This is a genomic window from Bacillus cereus group sp. MYBK222-1, from assembly GCF_051916425.1.
In the GTDB taxonomy this organism is placed as follows: Bacteria; Bacillota; Bacilli; order Bacillales; family Bacillaceae_G; genus Bacillus_A; species Bacillus_A paranthracis.
Map to the genome: position 1 here is coordinate 325995 of NZ_JBQAGP010000004.1, position 24564 is coordinate 350558.

A 24564-nucleotide genomic window follows, 5' to 3' on the forward strand; every position below is an offset into this window, starting at 1 on the left:
TCATGGAACTATTACAAGGGAAAACATTTGTTGTTATGGGCGTTGCGAACCAAAGAAGTATTGCATGGGGAATTGCTCGCTCTTTGCATAATGCAGGTGCAAAATTAATCTTCACATATGCAGGAGAACGTTTAGAGAGAAACGTTCGTGAATTAGCGGATACATTAGAAGGACAAGAGTCACTTGTATTACCTTGTGATGTAACAAATGATGAAGAACTTACAGCTTGCTTTGAAACAATCAAACAAGAAGTTGGTACAATTCACGGTGTAGCACATTGTATTGCTTTTGCAAATCGTGACGACTTAAAAGGTGAATTTGTAGATACTTCTCGCGATGGATTTTTACTTGCACAAAATATTAGTGCATTCTCTTTAACAGCTGTAGCAAGAGAAGCGAAGAAAGTAATGACAGAAGGCGGAAATATTTTAACGTTAACATATCTTGGCGGCGAGCGCGTTGTGAAAAACTATAACGTTATGGGTGTAGCAAAAGCTTCATTAGAAGCGAGCGTGAAATATTTAGCTAACGATTTAGGTCAACATGGCATTCGCGTTAACGCTATTTCTGCAGGTCCAATTCGTACGTTATCTGCAAAAGGTGTAGGCGACTTTAACTCAATCTTAAGAGAAATTGAGGAGCGCGCACCACTTCGTCGTACAACAACGCAAGAAGAAGTTGGGGATACAGCAGTATTCTTATTCAGTGATTTAGCACGCGGCGTAACAGGAGAAAACATTCACGTTGATTCAGGGTATCATATCTTAGGATAAATATAATATTAATTTTAAAGGACAATCTCTACATGTTGAGATTGTCCTTTTTATTTGTTCTTAGAAAGAACGATTTTTAACGAAAGTTCTTACCACGTTATGAATATAAGTATAATAGTACACGATTTATTCAGCTACGTATGGAAGTGGGAGGGACGAGTGTGAAGAATAAAAATAAAAGTTCAACAGTTGGAAAACCGTTGTTATATATTGCGCAAGTAAGTTTGGAACTTGCTGCACCGAAAATCAAAAGAATTATTTTAACAAACTTTGAAAATGAGGATCAAAAAGAGGAAAGTAATAGAAACGAAAATGTTGTAAGTAGTGCGGTGGAAGAGGTAATAGAAGAGCAACAAGAGCAAAAAGAGCAACAAGTAGAAGAGAAAATAGAAGAAGAAGAGGAACTGGAACAGAAACAGAAAGAACCAGTGAGAACTGTCCCGTATAATAAATCATTTAAGGATATGAATAATGAAGAGAAAATTCATTTTTTATTAAATCGCCCTCATTATATTCCGAAAGTAAGGTGCAGAATAAAAACAGCTACAGTCTCATATGTTGGATCAATCATCTCGTATCGTAATGGAATTGTAGCCATTATGCCGCCAAATAGTATGAGAGATATTAGGTTATCTATAGAGGAGATAAAATCGATTGATATGGCCGGCTTTTAAATATGTAAAGGTGGTAGAAATCTTCTACCACCCCAATAGTTTTTTAGTTTACTTCACTTATTAGATAGTAACGTCGCGTAAGCATTGAATCGCACAGAAACAGCTTAAATCAACAGTAATACAAGTAGATGTCGATACTAGTCTTGCATTTGGTACAGCTAAAAACGTACAAATTGGATCATCAGTAGGTGGTACTGGAGTACCGTCACCTAATACTACACTTAATACACGTAGCACAGCACAGCTATCATCATCTACGCTTTCCACACGGAAAATTGGAGATCGGCAGCTAGTAAGGCTTGATGATGGTGCAAATGCTTCAAAAGGTACTCCAGCTTTTGTGTATAAAATAAAAGGACGTGTATTTGCTACTGATGCAGTATTGTGTGCACCTAAAAATGGAATTTCACAACCAGATCCACACGTTGTTGTAGAACAATCTTGTAATTCATTGATGAATTTTACAACGTCAACTACACAATGAGAAGAGCCATGGTGTTTATTTTCGTTACAACTCATTAATGTCACTCCTTATCTTCTTGTTTGTATTTACATTAATAAGATATTGGAGTCGAGGAGATTTGGTCACAATCTCAAGACCTTTTTTTTTAAATAGGCGAAAGAAGATAAGGGAAGGTGGAATTATGCTGTTTACAAGTTGGCTTTTATTTTTTATTTTCGCGTTAGCTGCTTTTAGGCTCACTCGTTTAATTGTTTATGATAAAATTACAGGCTTTTTGCGAAGACCATTTATTGATGAATTAGAAATTACAGAGCCGGATGGAAGTGTATCAACTTTTACAAAAGTAAAAGGTAAAGGATTAAGAAAGTGGGTTGGCGAATTATTAAGCTGTTATTGGTGTACAGGTGTATGGGTTAGTGCTTTTTTATTAGTCTTATATAATTGGATTCCGATCGTTGCAGAGCCGTTACTTGCATTATTAGCTATTGCAGGAGCAGCAGCAATCATTGAAACGATTACAGGATATTTTATGGGAGAATAATATATTTCCATAATACGAGAAAAAGCGGAGTTTAAAAGAATGAGGGAACGGAAATAAAGAGTTGTTCATATAGTAAATAGACAGAATTGACAGTAGAGGAGATGTTTGCTGTGAGCAATAATCCAAGGCAAAATTCATATGACCTGCAGCAATGGTATCACATGCAGCAACAACACCAAGCACAACAACAGGCATATCAAGAACAATTACAGCAACAAGGATTTGTGAAGAAAAAGGGATGTAATTGTGGAAAAAAAAAGAACACAATAAAACACTATGAAGAATGAAACACTCATGTTACTGTGAGTGTTTTTTATTATACATATAAAAAAGCGGTATTTCTGTATTAGAAATACCGCTTTTTACTAGCTAATTTGTGCAACTGTTAATGCTGCAGCACGGATGTCTACAGTTCCAATTAACTCGACTGGTACAATTTGAATTAAGTCACCAGGGTTTAAGTTAATAAGAATAACACCGCTGGATACGTCTACTTCACCAGTACCAATAACGTTAGAACGAACCGCTGTACCTGATCCAGGAATAATGTTAGCTGGTGTACCTAATGATAAGAAGAAACGACCAGCTTCTGGTGCAGTAGGTACGTTATCAAGACTAATTGTTAATGTATAACTGATTTGATAAATACCAGCTCGTAGAATTCGAATGCCATCTCCGACACTTACTGTATCATTTATTACAGGAACAGGAATATTTGGATTGGGGCTTACGCTAGGTAATAGTAGTGGTGTAAATAGTGAAGCGAACTGAGGTGCAGACGCGTTGAAAGCAAAACCGAAGGCAGGTAGTGTACTAGCTGGTTTTGCCTCGCAATCAATTTTCGTAAATTCGCAATCAGAAGAGAACATGTTTTTCACTCCTTTATCTGTTTCTACTTTCAGTTAATGAAAAGGACAGGTTCTATGTTCTAGACAAGTTCCCAATTTTAAGAAATTTACATAATAATACTCGTTAAGCATGGATTGGGTGGCAGATAATTCTGCCACCCAATCCATGCTTAACTCATTATTTAGTTTTAAATCGTAACATCACGTAAGCATTGAATAGCGCAGAAGCAACTTAAATCAACAGTAATACAAGTGTTAGTCGATATTAATCTTGCATTTGGTACAGCCAAAAACGTACAGATTGGATCGTCAGTAGGTGGTACAGGAGAGGTATCACCTAATACGACACTTAATACACGCAATACAGCACAATCATCATCATCTATACTCTCGACACGGAAAATTGGAGAGCGGCAGCTAGTAAGGCTTGCAGATGGCGCGAATGCTTCAAAAGGTACTCCAGCTTTTGTGTATAAAATAAAAGGACGCGTATTTGCTACGGATGCGCTATTATGTGCTCCTAAAAATGGAACCTCGCAACCAGATCCGCATGTTGTCGTTGCACATTCTTGTAGTTCATGTATAAAACGAACGACATTAGATACACAGTTGAAATCAAAATCATGTTGATGATCTTCGTTACAATTGCAGCTCATTATGTTCACTCCTTCTCGTGAGTTCTGACATACACTATTACAATATGAGTGGGATATGGTTGATATTACGTTAATTCTTATGATAAAAAGAGGGAATTTATATAGGAGGGATGTACATATTGCAATATAAAAAAAGACATCCTTATTTCGTGGATGTCTTTTCAGGTAAATCTTTTCGCACAGTATACAAAAAGCGAGATATATCTAATTTTTTTCCTCTGAAAAATTGCGGAGAGGAAATGTACAATTCTTCTTTCGCACGTGTAATTGCGACATAAAGTAGTCGGCGTTCTTCTTCTAAAGCTTCAGAAGTCTCTGTAACACGATCATTTGCATCTTTTAAAGAAGAAGTATGAGGCAGAATACCATCGCTCGCCCCGAGTAAAAAGACACATGGAAATTCAAGTCCTTTTGCGTTATGAATAGACATAAGCGAAACAGCATCTTTTTGCGGCATTGTTTTTAATGCTTCCATTTCTTTTTGCCCTTGAATGGCTTCATCAATAAACTGTAAATAAGCTGGAATGTCGGTGAAACGAGTTGCAGACTCCATTAATTCTTCTAACATTTCTTCTTGTATATCTTTATGCATCGTAAAGGAAGAACGATCGTTACTTTGTAAGTACTCTAAATACTTTCCTTTACCATGAATAATTTCTTTTAATGCTTTTTTCGGTTCTAATTCTTTTATAAATTTAATAAAATCGATACGCTCATTTACCTTTTTCACTTGAAAAGGTTTTAAGTTCGGATTTAATAATAAGAAATGAAGAAGAGAAGGGAAACGGCCTTCACCATATTTCCATTGTTCACGTTCAATAAATGAAATACAATCATCACGCCCGATATACATCGTTGGTAATATGTTTGAAAGTGATTCTAATCGAAATGGTTCAATTACGAGTCGTAAATGATCCAATACAGGCTTAATTAAAGAATGTTCATAAAATGACTGACTCGCACCGTGCTTAATAAACGGGATTTTATGAATGGTAAGCTGATCAAGTAACGAACGGCTTACAGAATGTGTGCGATACAGCAAACAAAAATCTTTATAATTTCGTTCACCACTATCTACTTTTTCTTGAATGAGCTGCAAAATTTGATTTGCTTCATCAAGAGTCGTAGCCGGTCTTGCGTAAAAAGGTTGTACACCTTCTTCACGAACAGAATATAGCTCTTTATCAAACCGTTCTTGATTTAGTTTGATAACTTCATTTCCAAGTCCGACAATAAAAGGATTGGATCGATAATTCGTATTAAGGGCGATAATCGTAGTGTTATCAAATTCTTTTGGAAAAGATAAAATAATTTGGTGACTTGCTCCTCGCCAACCGTATATCGCTTGATCGTCATCACCTGCGATAAATAAATTATTTCTTGGCGAAGCTAACAATTTTACAATTTCATATTGAGCATACGATGTATCTTGGAACTCATCTACTTCAATATAGTGGAAACGTTGTTGTAATTGGGTAAGCAAAGGAGCGTTATTTTCTAACATATAATATGTTTCTAATAAGATGTCATCGAAATCAATATAATTATATCGTTGTTTCACTTCTTCAAAACGCTCGTATACTTCTTTAAATTCTTGTTCAACGGGTGTTTTTGCTTTTACATCTTTCGGACGATTTAATTTGTTTTTCTCAAGTGAAATCATCGCGAGCATCGTTTCAGCATCATAATCGTCTTTTAAACGCAATTCTTTTAAAATTTTCTTTATCATAATTTGTTTATGTTTTTCGTTTGCTAAAATTTGCTGATTATATCCTTGACTACGAAGCAATTTTAAAAAGACAGAGTGGAATGTACCGGCAACAACGTAGCTACTTGCCGCATGATTCATACCCGGTAAATTCGCTACACGATTTCGGATTTCTTCAGCCGCTTTTTGTGTAAATGTAAGTAATAAAATATTTCGCGGATGAACTTGTTTTACATTTACTAAATAACCGACGCGAGTTGTTAAAACAGATGTTTTCCCGCTTCCAGCACCAGCCAGTGTAAGAACAGGGCCTTCTGTCGTTCGTACAGCCTCTAATTGTTTTTCGTTTAAAAATACATTTTGCTGTTCGAGAGCGCGGAAATACGCCGCATCTGCATCTTCTTCCATAATTAAATGGGTAGATGTTTTCGGAATATGATATGTTGCACGTGGGATATCAGCGTGCGTTAATGATTTTTGTGAAAATTTTTCTTGTGTCATATATTCACCTTCAAAACTATAGCATCAACATTTAACTTTAGCGGAAGAAAAAGAAAATAGCAATGTAAAAAACAGGAGGGGATACCTCCTGTTTTCAAATTACAATTCTTTTATCATAACGATGTGAGGAATATTTGCTTCCATAAATACATCAGAATTCGTTACATATCCAAGTTTCTTATAGAAATCTTCTGCATGTGTTTGAGCATGCAGCTTCAATTTTGGTAGCGAGTTTTCCTTCGCATATGCTTCAAGTGCATTCATAACAATTTTTCCGATGCCTTTTTTTCGATGGGAAGCTAGTACGCAAATGCGTTCCATTTTTCCTATTCCATCAATGGTGCGAAAACGCCCAGCACCAACGGGAACATCATTATCATATATAACGACGTGTATGGAAGTTTCTTCAAACTCATCATACTCTTCTTCGGCAGAAACTTGCTGTTCCTTCACAAATACTTGCTTACGTACAGAGAATGCATCTCTTAGTTGTTCGTCCGTTTGTACGATCTGTGCATGCAAATTAGTTGTTCCCCTTTCCAAGGCGGAATGTTTCGTGTACAGTCCATGTTCCGTTTTCTAATTGATATAGAAGGTGGAAGCGGTCAATTGGTTGTTCGTAATAGAAATCTTTCATACGTAATCGACCTAGTACATCAGCATGCTCTGCATCTGATAAGCCTTGTCCAATTGTTAAATGAGGTACAAAAGCGTATTCGCGTTCTTGTGTAAAGAATCCGCTATGCATTTCCTCATTTAAGAAAGTAAGTTCAGGTGTTTTTTCTACTTTAAAATAAATAACATTATTAACAGGTGCGAATGAACCAACTTTTCCAACATGAAGGGTGAAAGGGTTCGTTTTACTTGCGATTGTATGTAACTCGTTTACAATCGATTCTAATTGTTCATCTTGCGTCTCAAAGGGTGTTTTCAATGTAATATGTGGCGGAACTAATGCGTAGTGCGGATCATAACGTTTACGCAATCCGTTCGCTTTATCTTGAATCATTTTAGATGGAAAAATTACAATGCCTAATTTCATGTTCCAATTCCTCCCTTTGTAAGTCTAGTTAGATTTTGAGAAAATAACTCTCTTAATCTATTATATCAAATTATTCTGAATACTGCTCTCTATTATTTCATTGATAGCATATGAGAGAAAGCTTTCGGTAAATCAGTTTGCCAATATTTCCACGTATGATTACCTTCAAACTCCTCGTAATGCGTGATGAAATTTCTATCTGTCAGAAGCGTATTAAGCTCACGGTTCGGCCCTACGAAATCAGATACTTGTCCATCCGTGCGCTTTACAGCTGTTTCTTCTGTCCCAATAACGTGATAAAGCTCTAGCGCCTCCGGATTTTTGAAGTCTTTTGCTAAGTTCATTACTGTTTCATCCACAAATGGTGATTGCATAACGACTTTACCGAATGTATGCGGATACATAAGTGCAGTCATAAAGGAAACTGTTCCGCCAAGAGAATCTCCAATTAGCACGCGACCTTTTCCCATTTGGTACGTTGGATAATTTTCATCGATATATGGCGCAAGTTCATGAGCAAGGAAACGAATATAAGCAGCGTTTTTTACTTCGTTTGGGAAATATTTTTCTTTACGATCGTGTACATTTTTATATGGAATACCGACAATAATTGTACGGTCAATTTCTTCAGTTTCACGAAGGCGCTCAATTACACGGTGTGCTTTCCCAAGCTGAAAATAATCTCTGCCATCTTGTGCAATGACAACTGTATGTTTGTGCAGCGGTGTGTAATTTACCGGTAAGTAAACGAGAAGTGTAACATCTTCTTGAAGTGATGCACTATAAAATGAAATCTCTTCAATTCTCCCAATTGTTTGATTCATGTAGATCCCCCTAAATAAAAATTTACTGTAATAATTGTAAGAGCGACGCTTGTAGTGAAAAAGAAAGAAATATTCACTAATAGGTGCTTTCGTTTCTATTTTACCATAATGGTACGAAGAATCTAAAAAATTAGTATTTAAGTTAGGAAAGAAAACGGATATAATGAAGTGGGATTTTTGACAGGTGAGAGGGGAGACGGAATTTGAAACAAGAAAGATCAATCGCACTACCATTAGCCATTTCCATTATAGCCATTTCATTCGCAGCAGTTTTTGTAAAGATGTCCTCAGCACCATCTTCCATATTAAGTATGTATCGATTATGGATTATCGTACTTCTTATGCTGCCTATCGTTTGGAAAAAACGGGAAGAGTTTAGTAAGATTCAAATAAAAGATTGGGGATTTTTAATTGGATCTGGTTTCTTTTTAGCACTTCATTTTCTTTTATGGTTTGAATCTTTAAAGCATACAACAGTTGCGAGTTCGACGATTATTTTAGCGCTTCAACCAATCGTATCTTTAGTTGGAGGTTTTTTCTTATTTAAAGAAAGAACAACATACTCAGCCATTGCGACAATGGGAATTGCGATATTAGGTGTAGTGTGTATTGGTTGGGGAGATTTAGGACTAAGTAAACAAGCAATTTATGGAGATATATTATCCTTTTTAAGTGTAATAGCAGTTGTCGGTTATTTATTTATCGGGCAAACGACAGTAAAGAAAGTATCACACTGGATTTACAGCTTTACAGTCTTTGCATTCGCAGGTATTTTTATGGGAATTTATAATATAGTATTGCAAGTGCCTTTTACAGGTTATACAAAGTGGGATTGGACCGTTTTTCTTTTACTTGCGGTCGTGCCGACAGTGTCACACGTCATTAATAATTGGTTATTAAACTACGTAAATGCAACAACAATTTCGATGAGTATTTTAGGGGAACCAGTTGGAGCATCAATACTAGCGTTCTTCTTACTTGGGGAAAGATTAAATGCTATGCAAATGATCGGTAGCATACTCGTATTGTTTGGTGTATCTGTTTTCTTATTGCAGCAACAAAAAAGAACAGCAAAAAATGTCGTAAACGAGCCTGCTTATACACAGGAATTATAATGTTAAGAGAGAAAAGAGAAGTTGTGATACTTCTCTTTTTGTTTTATAGAAATACGGGCGTAGAAGGGGGAGGGAAATGGAGTTTCCATCAAAAAAAGATACATGGTTATATCCGATTTTTTTCGTTGTCATGGGAGCGTGTTTTGCTCCCATTTTTGCAGGAAGAGAATATTTTCTTTTATTTTTCACAATCCCATTAGCCATAGTATTTATTTGGAGTTGGTTTTCAACAAAATATATTGTCGGAGAAGAAACAATTACTATTAGATCCGGTTTCGTGAAAAAGCGCATATTGATACGAGATATAAAAAAGATTTCAAATACGAAAAATCCAGTAGCAGCTTATGCCTTATCATTTGATCGACTTGAAATTGTTTATGGATCACATCAAACAGAAATTATTTCTCCTAAAGATAAAGAGCAATTCATCAATCTCGTTACAAGTAAAAATTCACACATTGAAATAAAGTAAAAGAGTGGCTTCATAGCCACTCTTTTACTTTGGGTTTGTCATATAAGGTTGTACATGAATGATACATAGGTCCCTGAACTTACCTTCAGCAGTTGTAACAATTACGACTGCTCTACCTGCACTTTTTCCAGTAATCGTTACTGTATCACCTTTTGGATACAGTGTGATAACATCAGCATTCATATTTGTCCAAATAAGTTCGTTATTGGTTGCTTGTACTGGCAAAACAGTGGCGGACAACTCAGTGCTTTGGCCAGTTCTTATTTTCAACTTATTTTTTTCCATATGAACACCGATGACTGAAATAACAGAAGGAGCGATTGAAATTTTAGGTGGATTAGGTTGTATGTTCAAACAAGACGCAGAAGTATTGGTGATAGGTGAAAATTTTCGTGTTTGTTGTTGCTGGAAAGCTGCTAACATGTTGGAGTCCCCTTTCTGTATAAGTGCTGATAGTACTACTATAAAGGAGTAGTGTTACGTTTAATTTAATGAAACATAAAGAAATTGTTAAATTCGAGCAGAAGATTGTCGAACATTGATAAATTGCAAATTTAATTAGTTCTTTACCAATCGGGCAGTTATTTCCCACCTAGCTCCTTCGTATTCGCCGAATTTTGAGGTGTGAGTCTTATTGCCAACAAATAGCGGGATAAAAAGAAAGCTCTGCTATCATAACAGCAGAGCTTTTCCTTTATAGATTATCACTATGTTGTTTTTCGAAATTCTCAAATTGCTCTTCAATTTCTTTTGAAGGCTGTGTTAGTAAACTAACAATTACGATTACTAGTAAACTAATAGTGAAACCAGGAATCATTTCATATAAGAATTCTTTTAAGAATTTGAATTGAGTCCAAATAATGACTGTAGCGGCACCAGAAATCATACCAGCAAGTGCGCCCCACTTCGTCATACGTTTCCAGTATAAGCTTAATAAAATAGCAGGTCCGAATGAAGAGCCAAATCCAGCCCAAGCGTATCCAACAAGAGCTAAAATCGTATCATTTTGTTTAAACGCTAATGCACATCCAACTAATGCAATAACAAGTACAGCCATACGGCCGACAAATACAAGCTCTTTATCAGAAGCAGAACGTTTAAAGAAAGTACGATATAAGTCTTCAGTTATGGCACTAGAAGTAACGAGTAACTGAGATGAGATTGTACTCATAATTGCTGCTAAAATAGCGGCTAATAAAAATCCAGTAATAAGCGGGTGGAATAAAATTTTTCCCAGTTCAAGGAAAATTGTCTCTGGATTGGATAGCTTTAATCCTTTGTCTGAGTAGTATGCAATACCGATAAGACCAGTAAACATAGCTCCAACAACAGAGAAAATCATCCAGCTCATACCAATTCGTCTTGCACTTTTAATTTCTTTTACAGAAGAAATTGCCATAAATCGTACGATAATATGTGGTTGTCCAACATAACCAAGGCCCCATGCGAATAATGAAATAATACCTAATACAGAAGTGCCTTTAAAAATGTCTAATAATGTTGGATCAATTGATTTAATTGTGCTAAATGCTGGACCAAGCCCATTTACATTCATAATTGTAACAGTAGGAACAAGAATAAGAGCAATTACCATAATGATTCCTTGCACGAAGTCTGTCCAACTTACTGCTAAGAAACCACCAAATAACGTGTAAGCAACAACAACGCCTGCAACAATGAATAATCCAACATGGTAGTTCATACCAAATGAATTTTCAAATAATACAGCGCCTGAAACTAATCCTGAAGCTACATAAAAAGTAAAGAAAATCATAATAACAAGCCCAGATACTAAGCGTAGCATATGGGATTTGTCTTGGAATCGGTGTTCCAAAAATTCTGGGATAGTAATAGAGTTGTTTGCAATTTCTGAGTAGGTACGTAAGCGAGGAGCGACATATAGCCAGTTTGCGTATGCGCCTAGTGTTAGGCCGATCGCAATCCAACTACTACTTAATCCAACGCTAAACATTGCACCGGGTAAGCCCATTAAAAGCCAACCACTCATATCGGATGCTCCAGCACTTAATGCTGTTACTGCGGGGCCTAGTGTACGCCCGCCAAGCATATAATCTGTTAAGTTGGACGTTCGTTTATAGGCGAAATAGCCAATCACTAACATCCCGAGCATGTAAATAGAGATAGAAGTTAAAGTTAACATCTGCGTACTCATGTAGTTCCCCTTCCTTTTGTCATGTCTTTTGATGCGTTATGCATATTTATCCCGCATTAACGGGCAGTAAAACTCCCACCTTAAAATCGGCTGGGCAAGGAAGTTAGGTGGGAGATCAACTGCCCGTAAATGCCCGATTGGTTCAACTAATAATCAGTGGGGGATGAACAAAATCCCCACTGATTAAAGTTTCACTTTATAATCTATCATGATTATTCTGAAAAATCCATACAGAAATATGAATTTTCAGAAATGTAAGCGTTTTTTGATGTCATTTTACTTTTTTGATATATAATATTCATACAAAAAACCTTATTTTTAATAGAGTATTTATTATATTTACATAAAAAGAGGTTGTTTTGTCAATATAATATTGAAAGGAGAGAAAAATAAAATTTTTTAAAAAGTATTGACTTGTGAAAAAAGTTAGGTCTATAATGAGTGCAACTTAAAAAAATGCAAGCGTTGATGAAGAAGAGTACACATGATGAACATGTCAGAGAGCTGATGGTTGGTGCGAATCAGTATGGAATTGATGTGGAATGGGCTTCGGAGCTTCCAAACCGAAACGAAAGAAGTAGGCTTTGGCGACATGATCTCATCGATACAAGAGACACGTATTGTTTTTGATACGGTAAAGTGCGTTACGTTCGTAACGAATTAAGGTGGCACCACGGGAGTACCCGTCCTTTCTATAGGATGAGTACTCCCTTTTTGTGTATAAAAAATTAAATAAATGAAATCGTTTAAGTAAGAAGAGTACGTATATTGGAGACGTTACAGAGAGCCGGGGATAGGTGGGAGCCCGGTGCGGTGTCATATACGGAATGGGCTTACGAGAGGTATGCTGAACAATTATTTTCAGTAGGCAACCCGGGTTCCGCCGTTACAAGGATAAGGTATAAATTTTGTACCTGAACAAAGCGGGATGCTTTTGCATCCAACACGAGGTGGTACCGCGGTATATTTATCGTCCTCTACATATTTTCGATATGTAGAGGACTTTTTTATTTTTCAGGGCGAGGTGAAGGACATGATGACGAAAGAAGAATTTATAAAACAAAAAAGAGAGAGAAAGACATTTTTAGTAATCACTGAAGAAGAAGGAGATAGCATTACGCCAATTTCTTTATATAGACGTATGAAAGGTAAAAAGAAATTTTTATTAGAAAGCTCACAGCTTCATCAAGATAAAGGGCGCTATTCTTACTTAGGTTGTAATCCATGTGGTGAAGTGAAAAGTGCTGGTACAGAAGTGGAACGAACTATTTACGGCAGGTCAGAAAAGTTGCAAAGTAACGTACTTCAAGTGTTAGAAGAAGTGATTGCGTCAGCTCAAGTAGATAGTCCATTTCCATTTTGCGGTGGAGCAGTTGGTTATATTGGCTATGACGTCATTCGGCAATATGAAAACATTGGAGCAGATTTATATGATCCATTGAATATTCCAGAAGTACACCTTTTACTATATCGTGAGTTTATCGTTTACGATCATTTACGCCAAAAGTTGTCGTTTGTATATGTATGCAGGGAAGATGATTCAGCAGATTACGAAGAAGTATATGAAAGGTTGCAAATATACAAAGAAGAAGTGCTACAGGGAGAAGAAGCTGAAGTAACCGAAATAAGATCAACACTATCATTCGCTTCTTCTATAACGGAAAAAGAATTTTGCGCGATGGTAGAAACGGCGAAAGAACATATTGGGGCCGGGGATATATTTCAAGTTGTATTATCTCAGCGTTTGCAAAGCGAATGTATTGGAGATCCATTCGCGTTATATCGAAAACTTCGAATTGCCAATCCATCACCATATATGTTTTATATCGATTTTCAAGATTATGTTGTACTCGGTTCTTCGCCAGAAAGTTTGTTATCGGTAAGGGAGGATAAAGTAATGACGAATCCAATTGCCGGTACGAGACCGAGAGGGAAAACGAAGGAGGAAGATACGGAGATTGAAAAAGAACTGTTAGAAAATGAGAAAGAGCGAGCGGAGCATATGATGCTTGTAGATCTTGGGCGAAATGATATTGGTAGGGTGAGTGAAATCGGCTCAGTTACGATAGATAAATATATGAAAGTAGAAAAATATTCTCATGTTATGCACATTGTATCTGAAGTTTACGGAACATTACGAAAACGAATGAGCGGATTTGATGCATTAGCGTATTGCTTACCAGCGGGGACGGTATCAGGTGCTCCGAAAATTAGGGCGATGGAAATTATAAATGAGCTAGAGAATGAAAAAAGAAATGTGTACGCCGGTGCAGTTGGATACGTTAGTTTTTCAGGGAATCTTGATATGGCGCTCGCCATTCGAACAATGGTTGTAAAGGATGAAAAAGCATACGTTCAGGCAGGAGCGGGTATCGTTTACGATTCAGATCCAGTAGCTGAATATGAAGAAACATTAAATAAAGCGAGAGCGCTATTGGAGGTAATGAAATGATTGTACTGATCGATAATTATGATTCATTCACATATAACTTGTATCAACTATTAGGCGAATACGAAGAAGAGATTGTTGTCGTAAGAAATGATCAAATAACGATAGAACAATTAGAAGAAATGAACCCAAAAGGAATTGTGCTTTCGCCAGGACCAGGAAAACCAGAGGATGCTGGCATTTGTATTGAAGTGATTCATCATTTTTATAAGAACGTTCCCATATTAGGTATTTGCCTTGGTCATCAAGCAATTATATCAGCGTTTGGAGGAGAGATTGTAAGAGCAGAGCGCATTAAACACGGAAAAACATCGCGTGTGAAACATAACGGAACGTCAATTTTTTCGTATGTGACGCAGCCGCTAACAGCGATGCGCTACCATTCTCTTGTTGCAGCACAAACGAGCTTGCCACAGTGTTTTGACATATTAGCGACAGCGATGGACGATGGAGAAATAATGGCAGTTCGTCACAATTATTATCCGCTCTTCGGATTACAGTTTCATCCGGAATCAATCGCGACAGAAGAAGGCGGAAAGTTAATACGTGCCTTTTTAGGCGAAGTGAAAGAGGAGGAAAGAGTATGAATAACTATCTTCGTAAATTGGTGGAGGGACAACATTTAACAGAAGAGGAAATGTATAAAGCGGGGATTCTTTTATTAAATGAAAACATATTGGAAAGTGAAATTGCAGCTTTCTTAGTCTTACTGAAAGCGAAAGGTGAAACGGCAGAAGAAATATACGGTCTCGTTCGAGCTCTTCGCGAAAAGGCATTACCGTTTTCGAATCATATACAAGGCGCGATGGACAATTGCGGGACAGGTGGTGACGGTGCCCAAACGTTTAATATTAGCACAACATCAGCATTTGTACTGGCAGGAGCTGACGTAAAGGTTGCAAAACATGGTAATCGTGCTGTTTCTAGTAAAACAGGAAGTGCAGATTTATTAGAAGAACTCGGTGTAAATATTAGTAGTACGCCAAACGAAATTGATTATTTATTAGAGCATGTCGGAATCGCATTTTTATTCGCACCAGCGATGCATCCAGCATTAAAGCGCATTATGAAAATAAGAAAAGAATTAAACGTTCCGACGATCTTTAACTTAATTGGACCGTTAACGAATCCGGTGAATTTAGAAACACAATTTGTCGGCATTTATAAACGAGATATGTTACTACCAGTTGCGCAAGTACTACAGAAACTAGGAAGAAAACAAGCACTTGTCGTAAACGGAAGTGGGTTTTTAGATGAAGCATCATTGCAAGGAGAAAATCATGTTGTCATTTTAAAAGATAATGAAATAGTAGAAACGAGTATTGAACCTGAGAAATATGGATTCTCAATAGTGAAAAACGAAGAGATTAGAGGAGGGAATTCGAAAGAAAATGCAAAGATTACGCTCGGAGTATTAAGCGGAGAGAAGAGTGTTTACCGTGATACTGTTTTATTCAATGCAGGGCTTGCTCTTTTCGCAAATGGAAAAGCAAAGACGATTGAAGAAGGAATAACACTCGCAGCACATAGCATTGACTCTGGAAAAGCATTAGCGAAACTAAACTTATTAATTGCAGCAAGTAACGAAAAATTAGAAAGGGTGAATTAAAGTGGGGACGATTTTAGACAAAATTGTAGATCAAAAGAAAAAGGAAGTTGCGGCATTATATGAAACGTATACACCAGTAAAAGAAAAAAGAAAAACGCGCTCACTTGTAAAGGCTCTAGAGCAATTTACTGTCATTGCAGAAGTAAAGCGAGCATCACCATCAAAAGGAGATATTAATTTACATGTTGATGTACGAAAACAAGTGAAGGCATATGAAGAATGCGGCGCTGGTGCAGTTTCTGTTTTAACAGACGGTCAATTTTTTAAAGGATCATTTTATGATTTACAAACGGCAAGAGAAGAAAGTAGCATTCCGCTTTTATGTAAAGATTTCATAATCGATAAGATTCAAATTGATAGAGCGTATGAAGCTGGTGCAGATATTATTTTACTAATCGTAGCGGCGTTAACGAAAGAGAAATTAAAAGAGTTGTATAGCTACGTACTAGAAAAAGGGTTAGAAGCGATTGTTGAAGTTCATGATGAACAGGAATTAGAAATTGCAATTCAATTAAATCCGCACGTTATCGGTATTAACAACCGTAATTTAAAAACATTCAAAGTTAATTTAAGTCAAACAGAAAAGCTTGGAAAACGATTAAATGAGGAGAAATTACTTTGGATTAGTGAGAGCGGGGTTCATTCAAAAGAAGACATGATTCGCGTTAAACGAGCTGGGGCAAAAGGTGTACTAGTTGGAGAAGCGCTTATGACATCGTCTTCTATTCATACCTTTTTTGAAGATTGTAAGGTGAACATATGAAAGTGAAAATTTGCGGGATCACTGATATGGAAACAGCAAAACGTGCTTGCGAATACGGAGCTGATGCACTCGGATTTGTTTTTGCAGAAAGTAAGAGAAAAATTACTCCAGGGCTAGCGAAAGAAATCATTCAGGAACTTCCAGCCAACGTGTTAAAAATCGGTGTTTTCGTAAATGAATCAGTAGAAGTAATCCAGAAAATTACAGAGAATTGCGGGTTAACACATGTGCAACTACATGGGGACGAAGATAATCATCAGATTAGAAGATTGAATATTCCGTCTATAAAAGCGCTCGGAGTAACTTCAGAGATTGATATGAAAAATGCTCAAGCATATAAAACGGATTATATATTGTTTGATAGCCCAAAAGAAAGGTTTCACGGAGGAAATGGAAAGAAATTTTCATGGGAACTACTCGCACATATGCCAAAAGAATTACGAGAGAAAACGATATTAGCTGGTGGATTAAATGCTCTTAATATAGAAGAAGCAATTCGAACTGTTCGGCCGTATATGGTCGATGTGAGCAGCGGAGTAGAGACAGAAGGAAAGAAAGATGTAGAGAAAATAAAACAATTTATTATAAAAGCGAAGGAGTGTTCTAAATGAACTACGCATATCCAGATGAAAAAGGTCACTACGGTATATACGGAGGACGATACGTTCCAGAAACGTTAATGCAATCTGTATTAGAACTAGAAGAAGCATATAAAGAGGCAATGGAAGATGAAGAGTTTCAAAAGGAATTAAATCATTATTTAAAAACGTATGTCGGAAGAGAAACACCGCTTTATTTCGCTGAGAATATGACGGAGTATTGCGGAGGTGCAAAGATTTATTTAAAACGTGAAGATTTGAACCATACAGGAGCTCATAAAATTAACAATACAATTGGTCAGGCACTTCTTGCGGTGCGAATGGGAAAGAAAAAAGTTGTCGCTGAAACAGGAGCTGGACAACACGGAGTCGCAACAGCTACTGTATGTGCCCTTCTCGGTTTAGAATGCGTCATTTTTATGGGAGAAGAAGATGTAAGACGTCAAAAATTAAATGTGTTCCGAATGGAATTACTCGGAGCGAAAGTAGAAAGTGTAGCAGCAGGTAGCGGTACATTAAAAGATGCGGTAAACGAGGCGCTTCGATACTGGGTTTCACATGTGCATGATACGCACTACATTATGGGATCTGTTCTCGGGCCACATCCATTCCCGCAAATTGTCCGTGATTTCCAAAGTGTAATTGGGAAAGAAACGAAAAAACAATATGAAGCGTTAGAAGGAAAGTTACCAGAAGCAGTCGTTGCTTGTATTGGTGGTGGTAGTAATGCGATGGGAATGTTTTATCCGTTCGTACACGATGAAGAAGTTGCTCTTTACGGCGTAGAAGCAGCAGGGAAAGGAGTTCATACAGAAAAGCATGCAGCTACTTTAACGAAAGGAAGCGTTGGCGTTCTCCACGGATCGATGATGTATCTTCTGCAAAATGAAGAAGGACAAATTCAAGAAGCTCACTCTATTTCGGCGGGACTTGATTACCCTGGTGTTGGGCCAGAACATAGCTTGCTAAAAGATATTGGCCGCGTTTCTTATCATTCCATTACTGATGATGAAGCGTTAGAAGCATTTCAATTATTAACGAAAAAAGAAGGAATTATCCCGGCGTTAGAAAGCTCGCATGCTGTCGCGTACGCTTTAAAATTAGCGCCGCAAATGAAGAAAGACGAAGGGCTTGTCATTTGTTTATCTGGCCGCGGTGATAAAGATGTAGAGAGTATAAAACGTTATATGGAAGAGGTGTAAACAATGGGAGTAGAAAAAATGAAAGCAGCATTTGAAAATGGCAAGAAAGCATTTATTCCGTACGTAATGGGCGGAGATGGTGGCCTTGAAAAATTAAAAGAAAGAATTCGTTTTCTAGACGAAGCGGGAGCAAGCATCGTTGAAATCGGCATCCCGTTTTCAGATCCAGTCGCAGACGGCCCGACGATTCAAAGAGCAGGGAAACGAGCGCTAGATAGCGGTGTAACAGTAAAAGGCATTTTTCAAGCATTAATAGAGGTAAGGAAAGAAGTGCAAATTCCGTTTGTACTCATGACATATTTAAATCCAGTACTTGCATTCGGGAAAGAACGATTTATCGAGAACTGTATGGAAGCAGGGGTAGACGGTATTATCGTTCCGGATTTACCGTATGAAGAACAAGACATTATTGCACCGCTTCTCCGAACTGCAAATATCGCTTTAATCCCACTCGTTACCGTTACGAGCCCAATTGAGCGAATCGAGAAAATTACGAGTGAATCAGGAGGGTTCGTCTACGCTGTTACAGTAGCAGGCGTAACAGGCGTACGTCAAAACTTTAAAGAGGAGATTCATAGTTACTTAGAAAAAGTAAAATCACATACGCATTTACCGGTAGTGGCAGGGTTCGGTATTTCAACAAAGGAACATGTAGAAGAAATGATTACAATATGTGACGGGGTTGTCGTTGGAAGTAAAATTATTGAACTGTTAGAAAATGAAAAACGAGAAGAAATATGTGAATTCATACAGGCAACAAAACAAAAAGAAGAGGCATAAGTCTCTTCTTTTTGTTTTCTGTAATAAATGTTAAAATATACAGAAAATACATATAATTTAGAGGGTGAGAAAGCATGCTAAGACGTAAACTACTATATCTTCTCTTAACTGTACCACTATACGCTTGGCTCATTAGCATGACGAAAATAGAATTGATGGCTCTATTTTTAGGATATGTATTCATCTTTTCCAACTTAAATCGCATTCAAGAGCAATCTATTTTAGAAATATGTATATTTTCGATTAGTATAGAATTATTTAGTATCGTTTCGATTGTATTGTTAAATGAATTATTCCGATGGATCCACTCATTTGAATTCATGAAATTTGGGAATGTTGTATTGCAAGTCATATGTGCTTATATTGTGTTTGTTCTGTTAGACAAAATAGTCGGCCAGCAGACAGTTTTTCAGGATAATAGAAAATGGGAGTGATCCAAAAAAGAGCCAAACGGCTCTTTTTTGAAACTGTTGTAAAAACAATTGAAAATTATGACATCTGTTATATAATAGTTAAAAATTGTATTTTAAACGAAATGAGATGATAACATGGCCATATTTTTGGCACTTATCCCAATTATGATGATTTTCATTTGCTTATTTTTATTGAAACAAACGTCATTAAGATCCTCGTTAATTTCTTATGCGGTATGTGTTGGAATCGTTTTACTCTCGCCAACGTTTCAATTAGGGATAAGTGAAACTGTGCACGCAACGATTAAAGGATGGTTAATTTGTTTTATTGTCGGGTACGTTTTATTTTTCGGTATTTTTTTATTTCACCTCATGAACAAAATGGGGTACATCGACCAAGTAGCGCGTTTTTTAGAAGAAGTGACGCAAGATCGTTTATTACAAATGCTTCTTATGTGCTTTGGTATTTGCCCACTAATTGAATCGGTAAGTGGATTCGGAATTGGTTTTATGGTTGCAGCACCTATTTTTCTTTCATTAGGTTATAAACCGTTCCAAGCTGTACTGCTCTCGTTTATCGGCTTACTAGCTAGTTCATGGGGGGCAATGGCAACTGGTACGATTATCGGTTCGCAACTTATCAATATGCCGCTTACAACACTCGGTACAAATACAGCGCTATTAAGTATCCCGATGTTTGCTTATTTCGTCATTCTTTCTTTACACGTTGTTGGCGGCTGGCAGGCGGTTATTGAAAAGTGGAAGGAAGGATTCGGTTTCTTTCTATTATTTTCTCTCGGAATCTATCTTTCTAACGCATACGTAAGTGTTGAACTAGCAGGTATACTAAGTTCTATCATTACGATTACATTTGGCTTTCTTATCATTAAATTAAAAGGAAAAAGTGGGCAAAATCTTATAACAGAGCATGCGGCTGCAACGGAGAGAGAAGTATCTATTATAAAAATTATTAGCCCTTATATATTTCTAACAGTTTGTATTTTACTTTCTCGCCTCGTTCCAGCATTACATGATTTGTTCAGATCATATGCGGTTCTTGATTTGAAATCATACTCTTACAAACTAGAGTTACTATATTCACCAGGATTTTGGCTCGGTATGACTTGCTTATTTACTATTATTTTCTTCCGCATCCCGTCTAATATTATTAAACAATCACTCTCACAAACGATCAAACAATGGATTCCTTTTGCGATTACGACGACAATGTTTATCGCCATTTCAGAATTAATGGGTGCATCTGGCATGCATTCATTACTTGCAAAAACGGCTGGTGAAACATTTGGAACATTTTTCGTTTTCGTTGCTCCGTTTATCGGTGGTATCGGTGGCTTTTTAACAGGTAGTAATGCAGGCTCAAATGCGATGTTCATAAAACTACAAATGCAAACGGCGCAAAATGTAGCACTCCCGTGGCAATACGTCACAACATTGCAAAACACCGCATCATCAGTAGCGACGATCGCTTGCCCGTCACGGATTACACTAGGTGCGTATTTATGTAACATTCCGTATCGTGAAAATGAACTATTAAAGAAGACGACGTTAATGATTTTTGGTGCGGTGTTGCTTATAGTGGTAGAGGTTGTTGTTTGGTATATGTTGAGAAATTAAAAATCCTCCTGACATAGGAGGATTTTTGTTATGAGTGGATAATGTTTTAAACATGAATAGCTTCTATTAAATGAATAGGAGATGAAATGTATGCCCCTAAAAAACTACGGCGTGTTAAAAGGTACAGTTATACAATCTAAAATCGGAAAAGGGAAAACTCCTCATTATCAAGTTCATTTACAAGGTGAAGCAGAAGTAGATTATCGTATTGCAATTAATGTAAAGTCGCAAAGTTATCCGTCAGAAGTTTTATATTTTGCAAGCGACAATATTCGGTCAGAAGCGATTCATATTTTACCAACATTACCATTTGGTTTTACAGAAATAAAAAACAATGAACCGAAAGTAGCTTTAGACTACGTAAGAGGTAATTTATTTGATTCCAAGCAAATGATTCCTTTACCTGCTGAAAAAGCAGGAGTGGATAATGATTTAAATGAAAAAATAGAACGTTATATAAAACAAGCAATAGAAGAAAAAGCAATTATTTACGCGTTCGGTGAAAGATGGGGACCAGAAGAAAATACACCCGATTCTTACTTTCATTTCGAACCAGGAAACGGGATACATGATATTCACATGAATCAAGGGAATGTAGAAAAATGGAAAGGTGATAATGGTATATGGCAAGACGGAGGAATACTCATTCACTTTGAAAAGGAAGAAAAATGGATCGGTATATTCCTTGCCTTCCAGTCACAGTCATGGTGTACCGATGAAGAGGGACATGCTCGTGTGCCGGTTGAGCATTGTGATTATAAGAGGAATAATTGAGAAGAAGAGGGCGTTCAAAAAGAACGCCCTCCTCTTATTTTATAAAACCCAAAACTAACAAGTGTAGAAATACAAGAGAACAGCAGTGCTACACTAGAAAACGCAATGAGGTACATATTATACTTCATCACTTTTCCAATTAGTTGGTTGCTATCATACTGAAACAATCCCGCTATGATGTTGAATAAAAATAACACGATAAACATGACGATAACACCGTCTATTGATCCTTGAATATCTGGTTTGCTTAAAGCGATATGTGCAGAAATACAAATGGCGATAAATAAAAATAGCCAAAAGGAAGGATTCAATACATTATTTATTGTAAATAAACTTTTCAATAATACGAACGTCGACAAGAGCATGTTTTGAACCATTTCTACATTAATAGAAGTAGAAGTGATTGTTTTTTCGAGAGTTGTATGAAATAAAAAATATGAATTTGGTACGAAATAGCGCATTAAAAGGATTAGTGCGGTAATACCAGAAATAATAGGCCCGATGCCGATAAAGAAGTTTCCAATTCGTTGATATACACTTTTATGATTGTATTGATGTTGTACGTAGCCTAAAGCGCCCTGGCTTGTATCTGTTGGGAAAAACTGCGTTGCTACAATTTTATGACGAAATAGTACGCACATAATGGCATGTCCAAGTTCGTGAATCGGAACACCGATCCAAGCTGTTAAAAGGAAGCCTTTTCTTCCGAAAGCTCTCGACCAATACATGCGCGTGAGAGATTCTAAATAGCCTAATAGAAATCCAATTACAATGATAACGCCAATTAAAGAAAATAATTGGATTACGCTTGTAAGGAGTATTTGAAAAATTGAGTTTACCAATTCCATTGTCTTTCATCCAATCTGTTAGAAACATTATTTATCCGACTTTAATGGGCAGTAAGACCCCCACCTCAAAATTCAGCGAAAGCAAAGAAGTTAGGTAGGGGATCAACTGCCCATAAAAGTCCGATTGGTTCAACTAATAATCAGTGGGGGATGAAGAAAACCCCCACTGATTAAAGTTTCACTTTATTCTGTTTCATAATAGCATTTTTTTTCAAGATTGCTAGCACATATATTTTCTTTCAGAAGGAGGATTTCAGAATCTTTTTCTTGTAGTCATGTTTTATGTACAAAGTCATATATTGAATTTGTAACACCCTATACGGTATCTGCTTAAGGGGGGAATGCGAGAATGAAATGTCTGGCGTGTCATACAGAAAATAGAGCAGAGGCAAAGTTTTGCGGGAATTGTGGACATTCGTTAACGGAGGAAGCCGTAGCGAGTGAAGGTGAGCAACAGGAACGCGTAGCTTTAGCAAAGAAAACTCGAACAAATGAAACGGTAGAGCAAGCGAAGCGATTTGCGAGTGGATATTTTCAGTTTTTTAAACATGCTTTCAAAGCACCGACAGCGATTATGAAAAGCGGCAAGATTGAAGTACGAAATGGAATTGTAAGTCTTGTTCTTATTTGTTTTTTAGGAGCATGTATTTTTTATAGAATGATGAGCACAGCAGCTGCTGTTACGAGAACATTTGCACCAGATATAACGACTCCTAATTTCTTTTGGGACTCTATAACTGTCTTTTTATTTTTACTAATTTTAACTTTATTTGTCGGATTTATTATTTTTGTAAGTGGAAAGATGATGAAATCTTCATTTTCATTTCTTGAAGTATTCGGTGTGTGGGGAACGATAGCGACGCCAGCTATTGCTATATTAGTTCTTTCTTTTCTGTTTAGCTTTTTATTAATCTTTTTCTTACCAATCTTATTAGGGCTGGCTACAACGTATATGTCAATTAGTATAATTGTCGCTATAGTAAAGCTAGATAACGGCGGATTAGACCTTATTTATACACTTCTTATCGCAAATGTTTTAATTGGAATTGCAACATTCATTGTACTGTGGTCTTACATTAGCACGATAATTCAAACCTTTACACAGGGATTCACTGGCTTCTAACGAAAAGGTGGATGAATGTATGTACAAAGTGTGGCACTCATTTTGAAGACGGTGTTCAATTTTGTCAAAACCTCAGTATATATATAATGGCTTCATCTTTCCTGATATTGATATCCGAAAATTAACGAGTGGGGACTTAACATACTTATCGAAAGAACAATTGAAAATAGAGAGAAACGAAATATACGCAAGGCATGGACATATTTTTCAAAGCAGTCTTGGTATAGAGAAAACAAGTATTATACAGGAGAGCTAACGGATATTGAATCTTATAATGTTGAACTCATTAAATCAAGAGAATAAACACGATAAAAAGGTACAGTGCATAACTGTACCTTTTTATCGTTATTTATCTGAACCAGGATCCCTTGAGAAAAAGATGTGAAAGAGAAATGTGACTTTACTGGATCCTCCTGATGTACTAGCTTGTATATGTGATAAAGGACCAGACGTTAGGGCTGCCTCGGAATGGGGTGGGACGACTATTTTGAGCGCATGATCTGATTCTGGTGAAGCAATAACAGTAATTGTATCATCAGAGAAGTTTATAATTTTAACAGAACCGACTGGAAAGATGGA

At 36.8% G+C, this 24564-nt stretch carries 27 protein-coding genes, 2 pseudogenes and 2 other annotated features; of the genes and pseudogenes, 18 read left to right on the forward strand and 11 right to left on the reverse strand.

The features are described from left to right. The first annotated feature begins 2 nt into the window (after positions 1-2). Together fabI and ACTFR9_RS20380 are read left to right on the forward strand one after the other, a co-directional pair. Positions 3-773: an enoyl-ACP reductase FabI gene (fabI, locus tag ACTFR9_RS20375; RefSeq protein WP_000421886.1), complete on the forward strand. Its 771-nt coding sequence runs from the start codon at positions 3-5 to the stop codon at positions 771-773. A gap of 140 nt (positions 774-913) precedes the next feature. Beyond that, positions 914-1447: a spore coat CotO family protein gene (locus tag ACTFR9_RS20380; RefSeq protein ID WP_074532198.1), complete on the forward strand. Its 534-nt coding sequence runs from the start codon at positions 914-916 to the stop codon at positions 1445-1447. A 60-nt stretch (positions 1448-1507) separates the two neighbouring features. On the opposite strand, the gene exsY is transcribed toward ACTFR9_RS20380, so the two are convergent. Continuing rightward, on the reverse strand, positions 1508-1966 hold the full coding sequence (gene exsY, locus ACTFR9_RS20385) for an exosporium assembly protein ExsY (RefSeq protein WP_001277736.1): 459 nt from the start codon (positions 1964-1966) through the stop codon (positions 1508-1510). 125 nt (positions 1967-2091) lie between these two features. Between exsY and ACTFR9_RS20390 the strand changes: the two genes are divergently transcribed. Next, positions 2092-2451: a DUF1360 domain-containing protein gene (locus tag ACTFR9_RS20390; protein WP_000899670.1), complete on the forward strand. Its 360-nt coding sequence runs from the start codon at positions 2092-2094 to the stop codon at positions 2449-2451. Between the two features lie 101 nt (positions 2452-2552). Further along, the gene (locus ACTFR9_RS20395) at positions 2553-2738 is read left to right on the forward strand and encodes a hypothetical protein (protein WP_011181560.1); all 186 of its coding nucleotides are present in this window, start codon (positions 2553-2555) and stop codon (positions 2736-2738) included. Positions 2739-2816: 78 nt separating this feature from the next. Here ACTFR9_RS20395 and exsF read toward each other — a convergent pair whose 3' ends face one another. The 6 genes from exsF to ACTFR9_RS20425 form a co-directional block, all read right to left on the reverse strand. Beyond that, the gene (gene exsF, locus ACTFR9_RS20400) at positions 2817-3320 is read right to left on the reverse strand and encodes an exosporium protein ExsF (RefSeq protein ID WP_000492931.1); all 504 of its coding nucleotides are present in this window, start codon (positions 3318-3320) and stop codon (positions 2817-2819) included. Between the two features lie 167 nt (positions 3321-3487). Further along, positions 3488-3955, reverse strand: a complete 468-nt coding sequence (gene cotY, locus ACTFR9_RS20405; protein WP_001277716.1) for a spore coat protein CotY — start codon at positions 3953-3955, stop codon at positions 3488-3490. Between the two features lie 142 nt (positions 3956-4097). Next, complete coding sequence (locus tag ACTFR9_RS20410; RefSeq protein WP_000191174.1) at positions 4098-6164, reverse strand: ATP-dependent helicase; 2067 nt, start codon at positions 6162-6164, stop codon at positions 4098-4100. A gap of 99 nt (positions 6165-6263) precedes the next feature. Next, a complete protein-coding gene (locus ACTFR9_RS20415; RefSeq protein ID WP_000543279.1) occupies positions 6264-6686 on the reverse strand; it encodes a GNAT family N-acetyltransferase in 423 nt (140 codons plus the stop codon). 1 nt (position 6687) lies between these two features. Further along, a complete protein-coding gene (locus tag ACTFR9_RS20420; RefSeq protein ID WP_000765876.1) occupies positions 6688-7206 on the reverse strand; it encodes a YjcG family protein in 519 nt (172 codons plus the stop codon). Positions 7207-7298: 92 nt separating this feature from the next. Next, the gene (locus ACTFR9_RS20425) at positions 7299-8030 is read right to left on the reverse strand and encodes an alpha/beta hydrolase (RefSeq protein ID WP_001076848.1); all 732 of its coding nucleotides are present in this window, start codon (positions 8028-8030) and stop codon (positions 7299-7301) included. Positions 8031-8233: 203 nt separating this feature from the next. Here ACTFR9_RS20425 and ACTFR9_RS20430 point away from each other — a divergent pair, with 203 nt between their 5' ends. Both ACTFR9_RS20430 and ACTFR9_RS20435 read left to right on the forward strand, forming a co-directional pair. Further along, a complete protein-coding gene (locus ACTFR9_RS20430) occupies positions 8234-9145 on the forward strand; it encodes a DMT family transporter (RefSeq protein ID WP_000808261.1) in 912 nt (303 codons plus the stop codon). A gap of 76 nt (positions 9146-9221) precedes the next feature. After that, positions 9222-9617: a PH domain-containing protein gene (locus ACTFR9_RS20435; RefSeq protein ID WP_000395649.1), complete on the forward strand. Its 396-nt coding sequence runs from the start codon at positions 9222-9224 to the stop codon at positions 9615-9617. 24 nt (positions 9618-9641) lie between these two features. On the opposite strand, the gene ACTFR9_RS20440 is transcribed toward ACTFR9_RS20435, so the two are convergent. Both ACTFR9_RS20440 and putP read right to left on the reverse strand, forming a co-directional pair. Beyond that, the gene (locus tag ACTFR9_RS20440) at positions 9642-10040 is read right to left on the reverse strand and encodes an Ig-like domain-containing protein (protein ID WP_000878719.1); all 399 of its coding nucleotides are present in this window, start codon (positions 10038-10040) and stop codon (positions 9642-9644) included. A 271-nt stretch (positions 10041-10311) separates the two neighbouring features. Further along, positions 10312-11790, reverse strand: a complete 1479-nt coding sequence (gene putP / locus ACTFR9_RS20445) for a sodium/proline symporter PutP (RefSeq protein ID WP_000107220.1) — start codon at positions 11788-11790, stop codon at positions 10312-10314. A 456-nt stretch (positions 11791-12246) separates the two neighbouring features. After that, positions 12247-12484, forward strand: a binding site (T-box leader). A gap of 42 nt (positions 12485-12526) precedes the next feature. Next, positions 12527-12771, forward strand: a binding site (T-box leader). Positions 12772-12823: 52 nt separating this feature from the next. Between putP and trpE the strand changes: the two genes are divergently transcribed. The 10 genes from trpE to ACTFR9_RS20495 all read left to right on the forward strand — a co-directional run bounded on the left by trpE (position 12824) and on the right by ACTFR9_RS20495 (position 22014). Further along, positions 12824-14242, forward strand: coding sequence for an anthranilate synthase component I (gene trpE / locus ACTFR9_RS20450; RefSeq protein ID WP_002170308.1), 1419 nt, complete (start codon positions 12824-12826; stop codon positions 14240-14242). After that, on the forward strand, positions 14239-14826 hold the full coding sequence (locus ACTFR9_RS20455; RefSeq protein ID WP_000636349.1) for an aminodeoxychorismate/anthranilate synthase component II: 588 nt from the start codon (positions 14239-14241) through the stop codon (positions 14824-14826). The genes trpE and ACTFR9_RS20455 overlap by 4 nt, the downstream gene beginning before the upstream one ends. Then, positions 14823-15848: an anthranilate phosphoribosyltransferase gene (gene trpD, locus ACTFR9_RS20460; protein WP_001067335.1), complete on the forward strand. Its 1026-nt coding sequence runs from the start codon at positions 14823-14825 to the stop codon at positions 15846-15848. The genes ACTFR9_RS20455 and trpD overlap by 4 nt, the downstream gene beginning before the upstream one ends. Before the next feature lies 1 nt (position 15849). Then, positions 15850-16611 (forward strand): indole-3-glycerol phosphate synthase TrpC, encoded by a 762-nt coding sequence (gene trpC / locus ACTFR9_RS20465; protein WP_076856143.1) that lies wholly within the window; start codon positions 15850-15852, stop codon positions 16609-16611. After that, a complete protein-coding gene (gene trpF / locus ACTFR9_RS20470) occupies positions 16608-17222 on the forward strand; it encodes an N-(5'phosphoribosyl)anthranilate isomerase (RefSeq protein ID WP_076856142.1) in 615 nt (204 codons plus the stop codon). Before trpC ends, trpF begins: the two co-directional genes overlap by 4 nt. Next, positions 17219-18412, forward strand: coding sequence for a tryptophan synthase subunit beta (gene trpB / locus ACTFR9_RS20475; protein ID WP_001105009.1), 1194 nt, complete (start codon positions 17219-17221; stop codon positions 18410-18412). Before trpF ends, trpB begins: the two co-directional genes overlap by 4 nt. A 3-nt stretch (positions 18413-18415) precedes the next feature. After that, entirely contained in the window at positions 18416-19192 is a 777-nt protein-coding gene (trpA, locus tag ACTFR9_RS20480; protein ID WP_000537856.1) for a tryptophan synthase subunit alpha, read from the forward strand. A gap of 74 nt (positions 19193-19266) precedes the next feature. After that, on the forward strand, positions 19267-19626 hold the full coding sequence (locus ACTFR9_RS20485; protein WP_000946145.1) for a DUF4029 domain-containing protein: 360 nt from the start codon (positions 19267-19269) through the stop codon (positions 19624-19626). Between the two features lie 114 nt (positions 19627-19740). After that, the gene (locus tag ACTFR9_RS20490) at positions 19741-21240 is read left to right on the forward strand and encodes an L-lactate permease (protein WP_000974168.1); all 1500 of its coding nucleotides are present in this window, start codon (positions 19741-19743) and stop codon (positions 21238-21240) included. Positions 21241-21330: 90 nt separating this feature from the next. Then, on the forward strand, positions 21331-22014 hold the full coding sequence (locus ACTFR9_RS20495) for a DUF2278 family protein (RefSeq protein ID WP_001128586.1): 684 nt from the start codon (positions 21331-21333) through the stop codon (positions 22012-22014). A 14-nt stretch (positions 22015-22028) separates the two neighbouring features. Here the strand turns inward: ACTFR9_RS20495 and ACTFR9_RS20500 are convergent, their stop codons facing one another. Continuing rightward, positions 22029-22862, reverse strand: coding sequence for a hypothetical protein (locus tag ACTFR9_RS20500; protein WP_000424508.1), 834 nt, complete (start codon positions 22860-22862; stop codon positions 22029-22031). Positions 22863-23211: 349 nt separating this feature from the next. Here ACTFR9_RS20500 and ACTFR9_RS20505 point away from each other — a divergent pair, with 349 nt between their 5' ends. Together ACTFR9_RS20505 and ACTFR9_RS20510 are read left to right on the forward strand one after the other, a co-directional pair. Further along, the gene (locus tag ACTFR9_RS20505; protein WP_000649876.1) at positions 23212-23985 is read left to right on the forward strand and encodes a zinc ribbon domain-containing protein; all 774 of its coding nucleotides are present in this window, start codon (positions 23212-23214) and stop codon (positions 23983-23985) included. 76 nt (positions 23986-24061) lie between these two features. Beyond that, positions 24062-24288 (forward strand): annotated as a pseudogene (locus ACTFR9_RS20510) (YARHG domain-containing protein); the annotation flags it as partial. A gap of 42 nt (positions 24289-24330) precedes the next feature. On the opposite strand, the pseudogene ACTFR9_RS20515 reads toward ACTFR9_RS20510, so the two are convergent. Continuing rightward, positions 24331-24564 (reverse strand): annotated as a pseudogene (locus tag ACTFR9_RS20515) (hypothetical protein); the annotation flags it as partial.

Coding starts and splice junctions, on each gene's coding strand:
- fabI (WP_000421886.1), top strand. CDS start 3: ATGGAACTATTACAAGGGAAAACATTTGTTGTTATGGGCGTTGCGAAC.
- ACTFR9_RS20380 (WP_074532198.1), top strand. CDS start 914: ATGGAAGTGGGAGGGACGAGTGTGAAGAATAAAAATAAAAGTTCAACA.
- exsY (WP_001277736.1), bottom strand. CDS start 1,966: ATGAGTTGTAACGAAAATAAACACCATGGCTCTTCTCATTGTGTAGTT.
- ACTFR9_RS20390 (WP_000899670.1), top strand. CDS start 2,092: ATGCTGTTTACAAGTTGGCTTTTATTTTTTATTTTCGCGTTAGCTGCT.
- ACTFR9_RS20395 (WP_011181560.1), top strand. CDS start 2,553: ATGTTTGCTGTGAGCAATAATCCAAGGCAAAATTCATATGACCTGCAG.
- exsF (WP_000492931.1), bottom strand. CDS start 3,320: ATGTTCTCTTCTGATTGCGAATTTACGAAAATTGATTGCGAGGCAAAA.
- cotY (WP_001277716.1), bottom strand. CDS start 3,955: ATGAGCTGCAATTGTAACGAAGATCATCAACATGATTTTGATTTCAAC.
- ACTFR9_RS20410 (WP_000191174.1), bottom strand. CDS start 6,164: ATGACACAAGAAAAATTTTCACAAAAATCATTAACGCACGCTGATATC.
- ACTFR9_RS20420 (WP_000765876.1), bottom strand. CDS start 7,206: ATGAAATTAGGCATTGTAATTTTTCCATCTAAAATGATTCAAGATAAA.
- ACTFR9_RS20425 (WP_001076848.1), bottom strand. CDS start 8,030: ATGAATCAAACAATTGGGAGAATTGAAGAGATTTCATTTTATAGTGCA.
- ACTFR9_RS20435 (WP_000395649.1), top strand. CDS start 9,222: ATGGAGTTTCCATCAAAAAAAGATACATGGTTATATCCGATTTTTTTC.
- ACTFR9_RS20440 (WP_000878719.1), bottom strand. CDS start 10,040: ATGTTAGCAGCTTTCCAGCAACAACAAACACGAAAATTTTCACCTATC.
- putP (WP_000107220.1), bottom strand. CDS start 11,790: ATGAGTACGCAGATGTTAACTTTAACTTCTATCTCTATTTACATGCTC.
- trpE (WP_002170308.1), top strand. CDS start 12,824: ATGATGACGAAAGAAGAATTTATAAAACAAAAAAGAGAGAGAAAGACA.
- ACTFR9_RS20455 (WP_000636349.1), top strand. CDS start 14,239: ATGATTGTACTGATCGATAATTATGATTCATTCACATATAACTTGTAT.
- trpD (WP_001067335.1), top strand. CDS start 14,823: ATGAATAACTATCTTCGTAAATTGGTGGAGGGACAACATTTAACAGAA.
- trpF (WP_076856142.1), top strand. CDS start 16,608: ATGAAAGTGAAAATTTGCGGGATCACTGATATGGAAACAGCAAAACGT.
- trpB (WP_001105009.1), top strand. CDS start 17,219: ATGAACTACGCATATCCAGATGAAAAAGGTCACTACGGTATATACGGA.
- trpA (WP_000537856.1), top strand. CDS start 18,416: ATGGGAGTAGAAAAAATGAAAGCAGCATTTGAAAATGGCAAGAAAGCA.
- ACTFR9_RS20485 (WP_000946145.1), top strand. CDS start 19,267: ATGCTAAGACGTAAACTACTATATCTTCTCTTAACTGTACCACTATAC.
- ACTFR9_RS20490 (WP_000974168.1), top strand. CDS start 19,741: ATGGCCATATTTTTGGCACTTATCCCAATTATGATGATTTTCATTTGC.
- ACTFR9_RS20495 (WP_001128586.1), top strand. CDS start 21,331: ATGCCCCTAAAAAACTACGGCGTGTTAAAAGGTACAGTTATACAATCT.
- ACTFR9_RS20500 (WP_000424508.1), bottom strand. CDS start 22,862: ATGGAATTGGTAAACTCAATTTTTCAAATACTCCTTACAAGCGTAATC.
- ACTFR9_RS20505 (WP_000649876.1), top strand. CDS start 23,212: ATGAAATGTCTGGCGTGTCATACAGAAAATAGAGCAGAGGCAAAGTTT.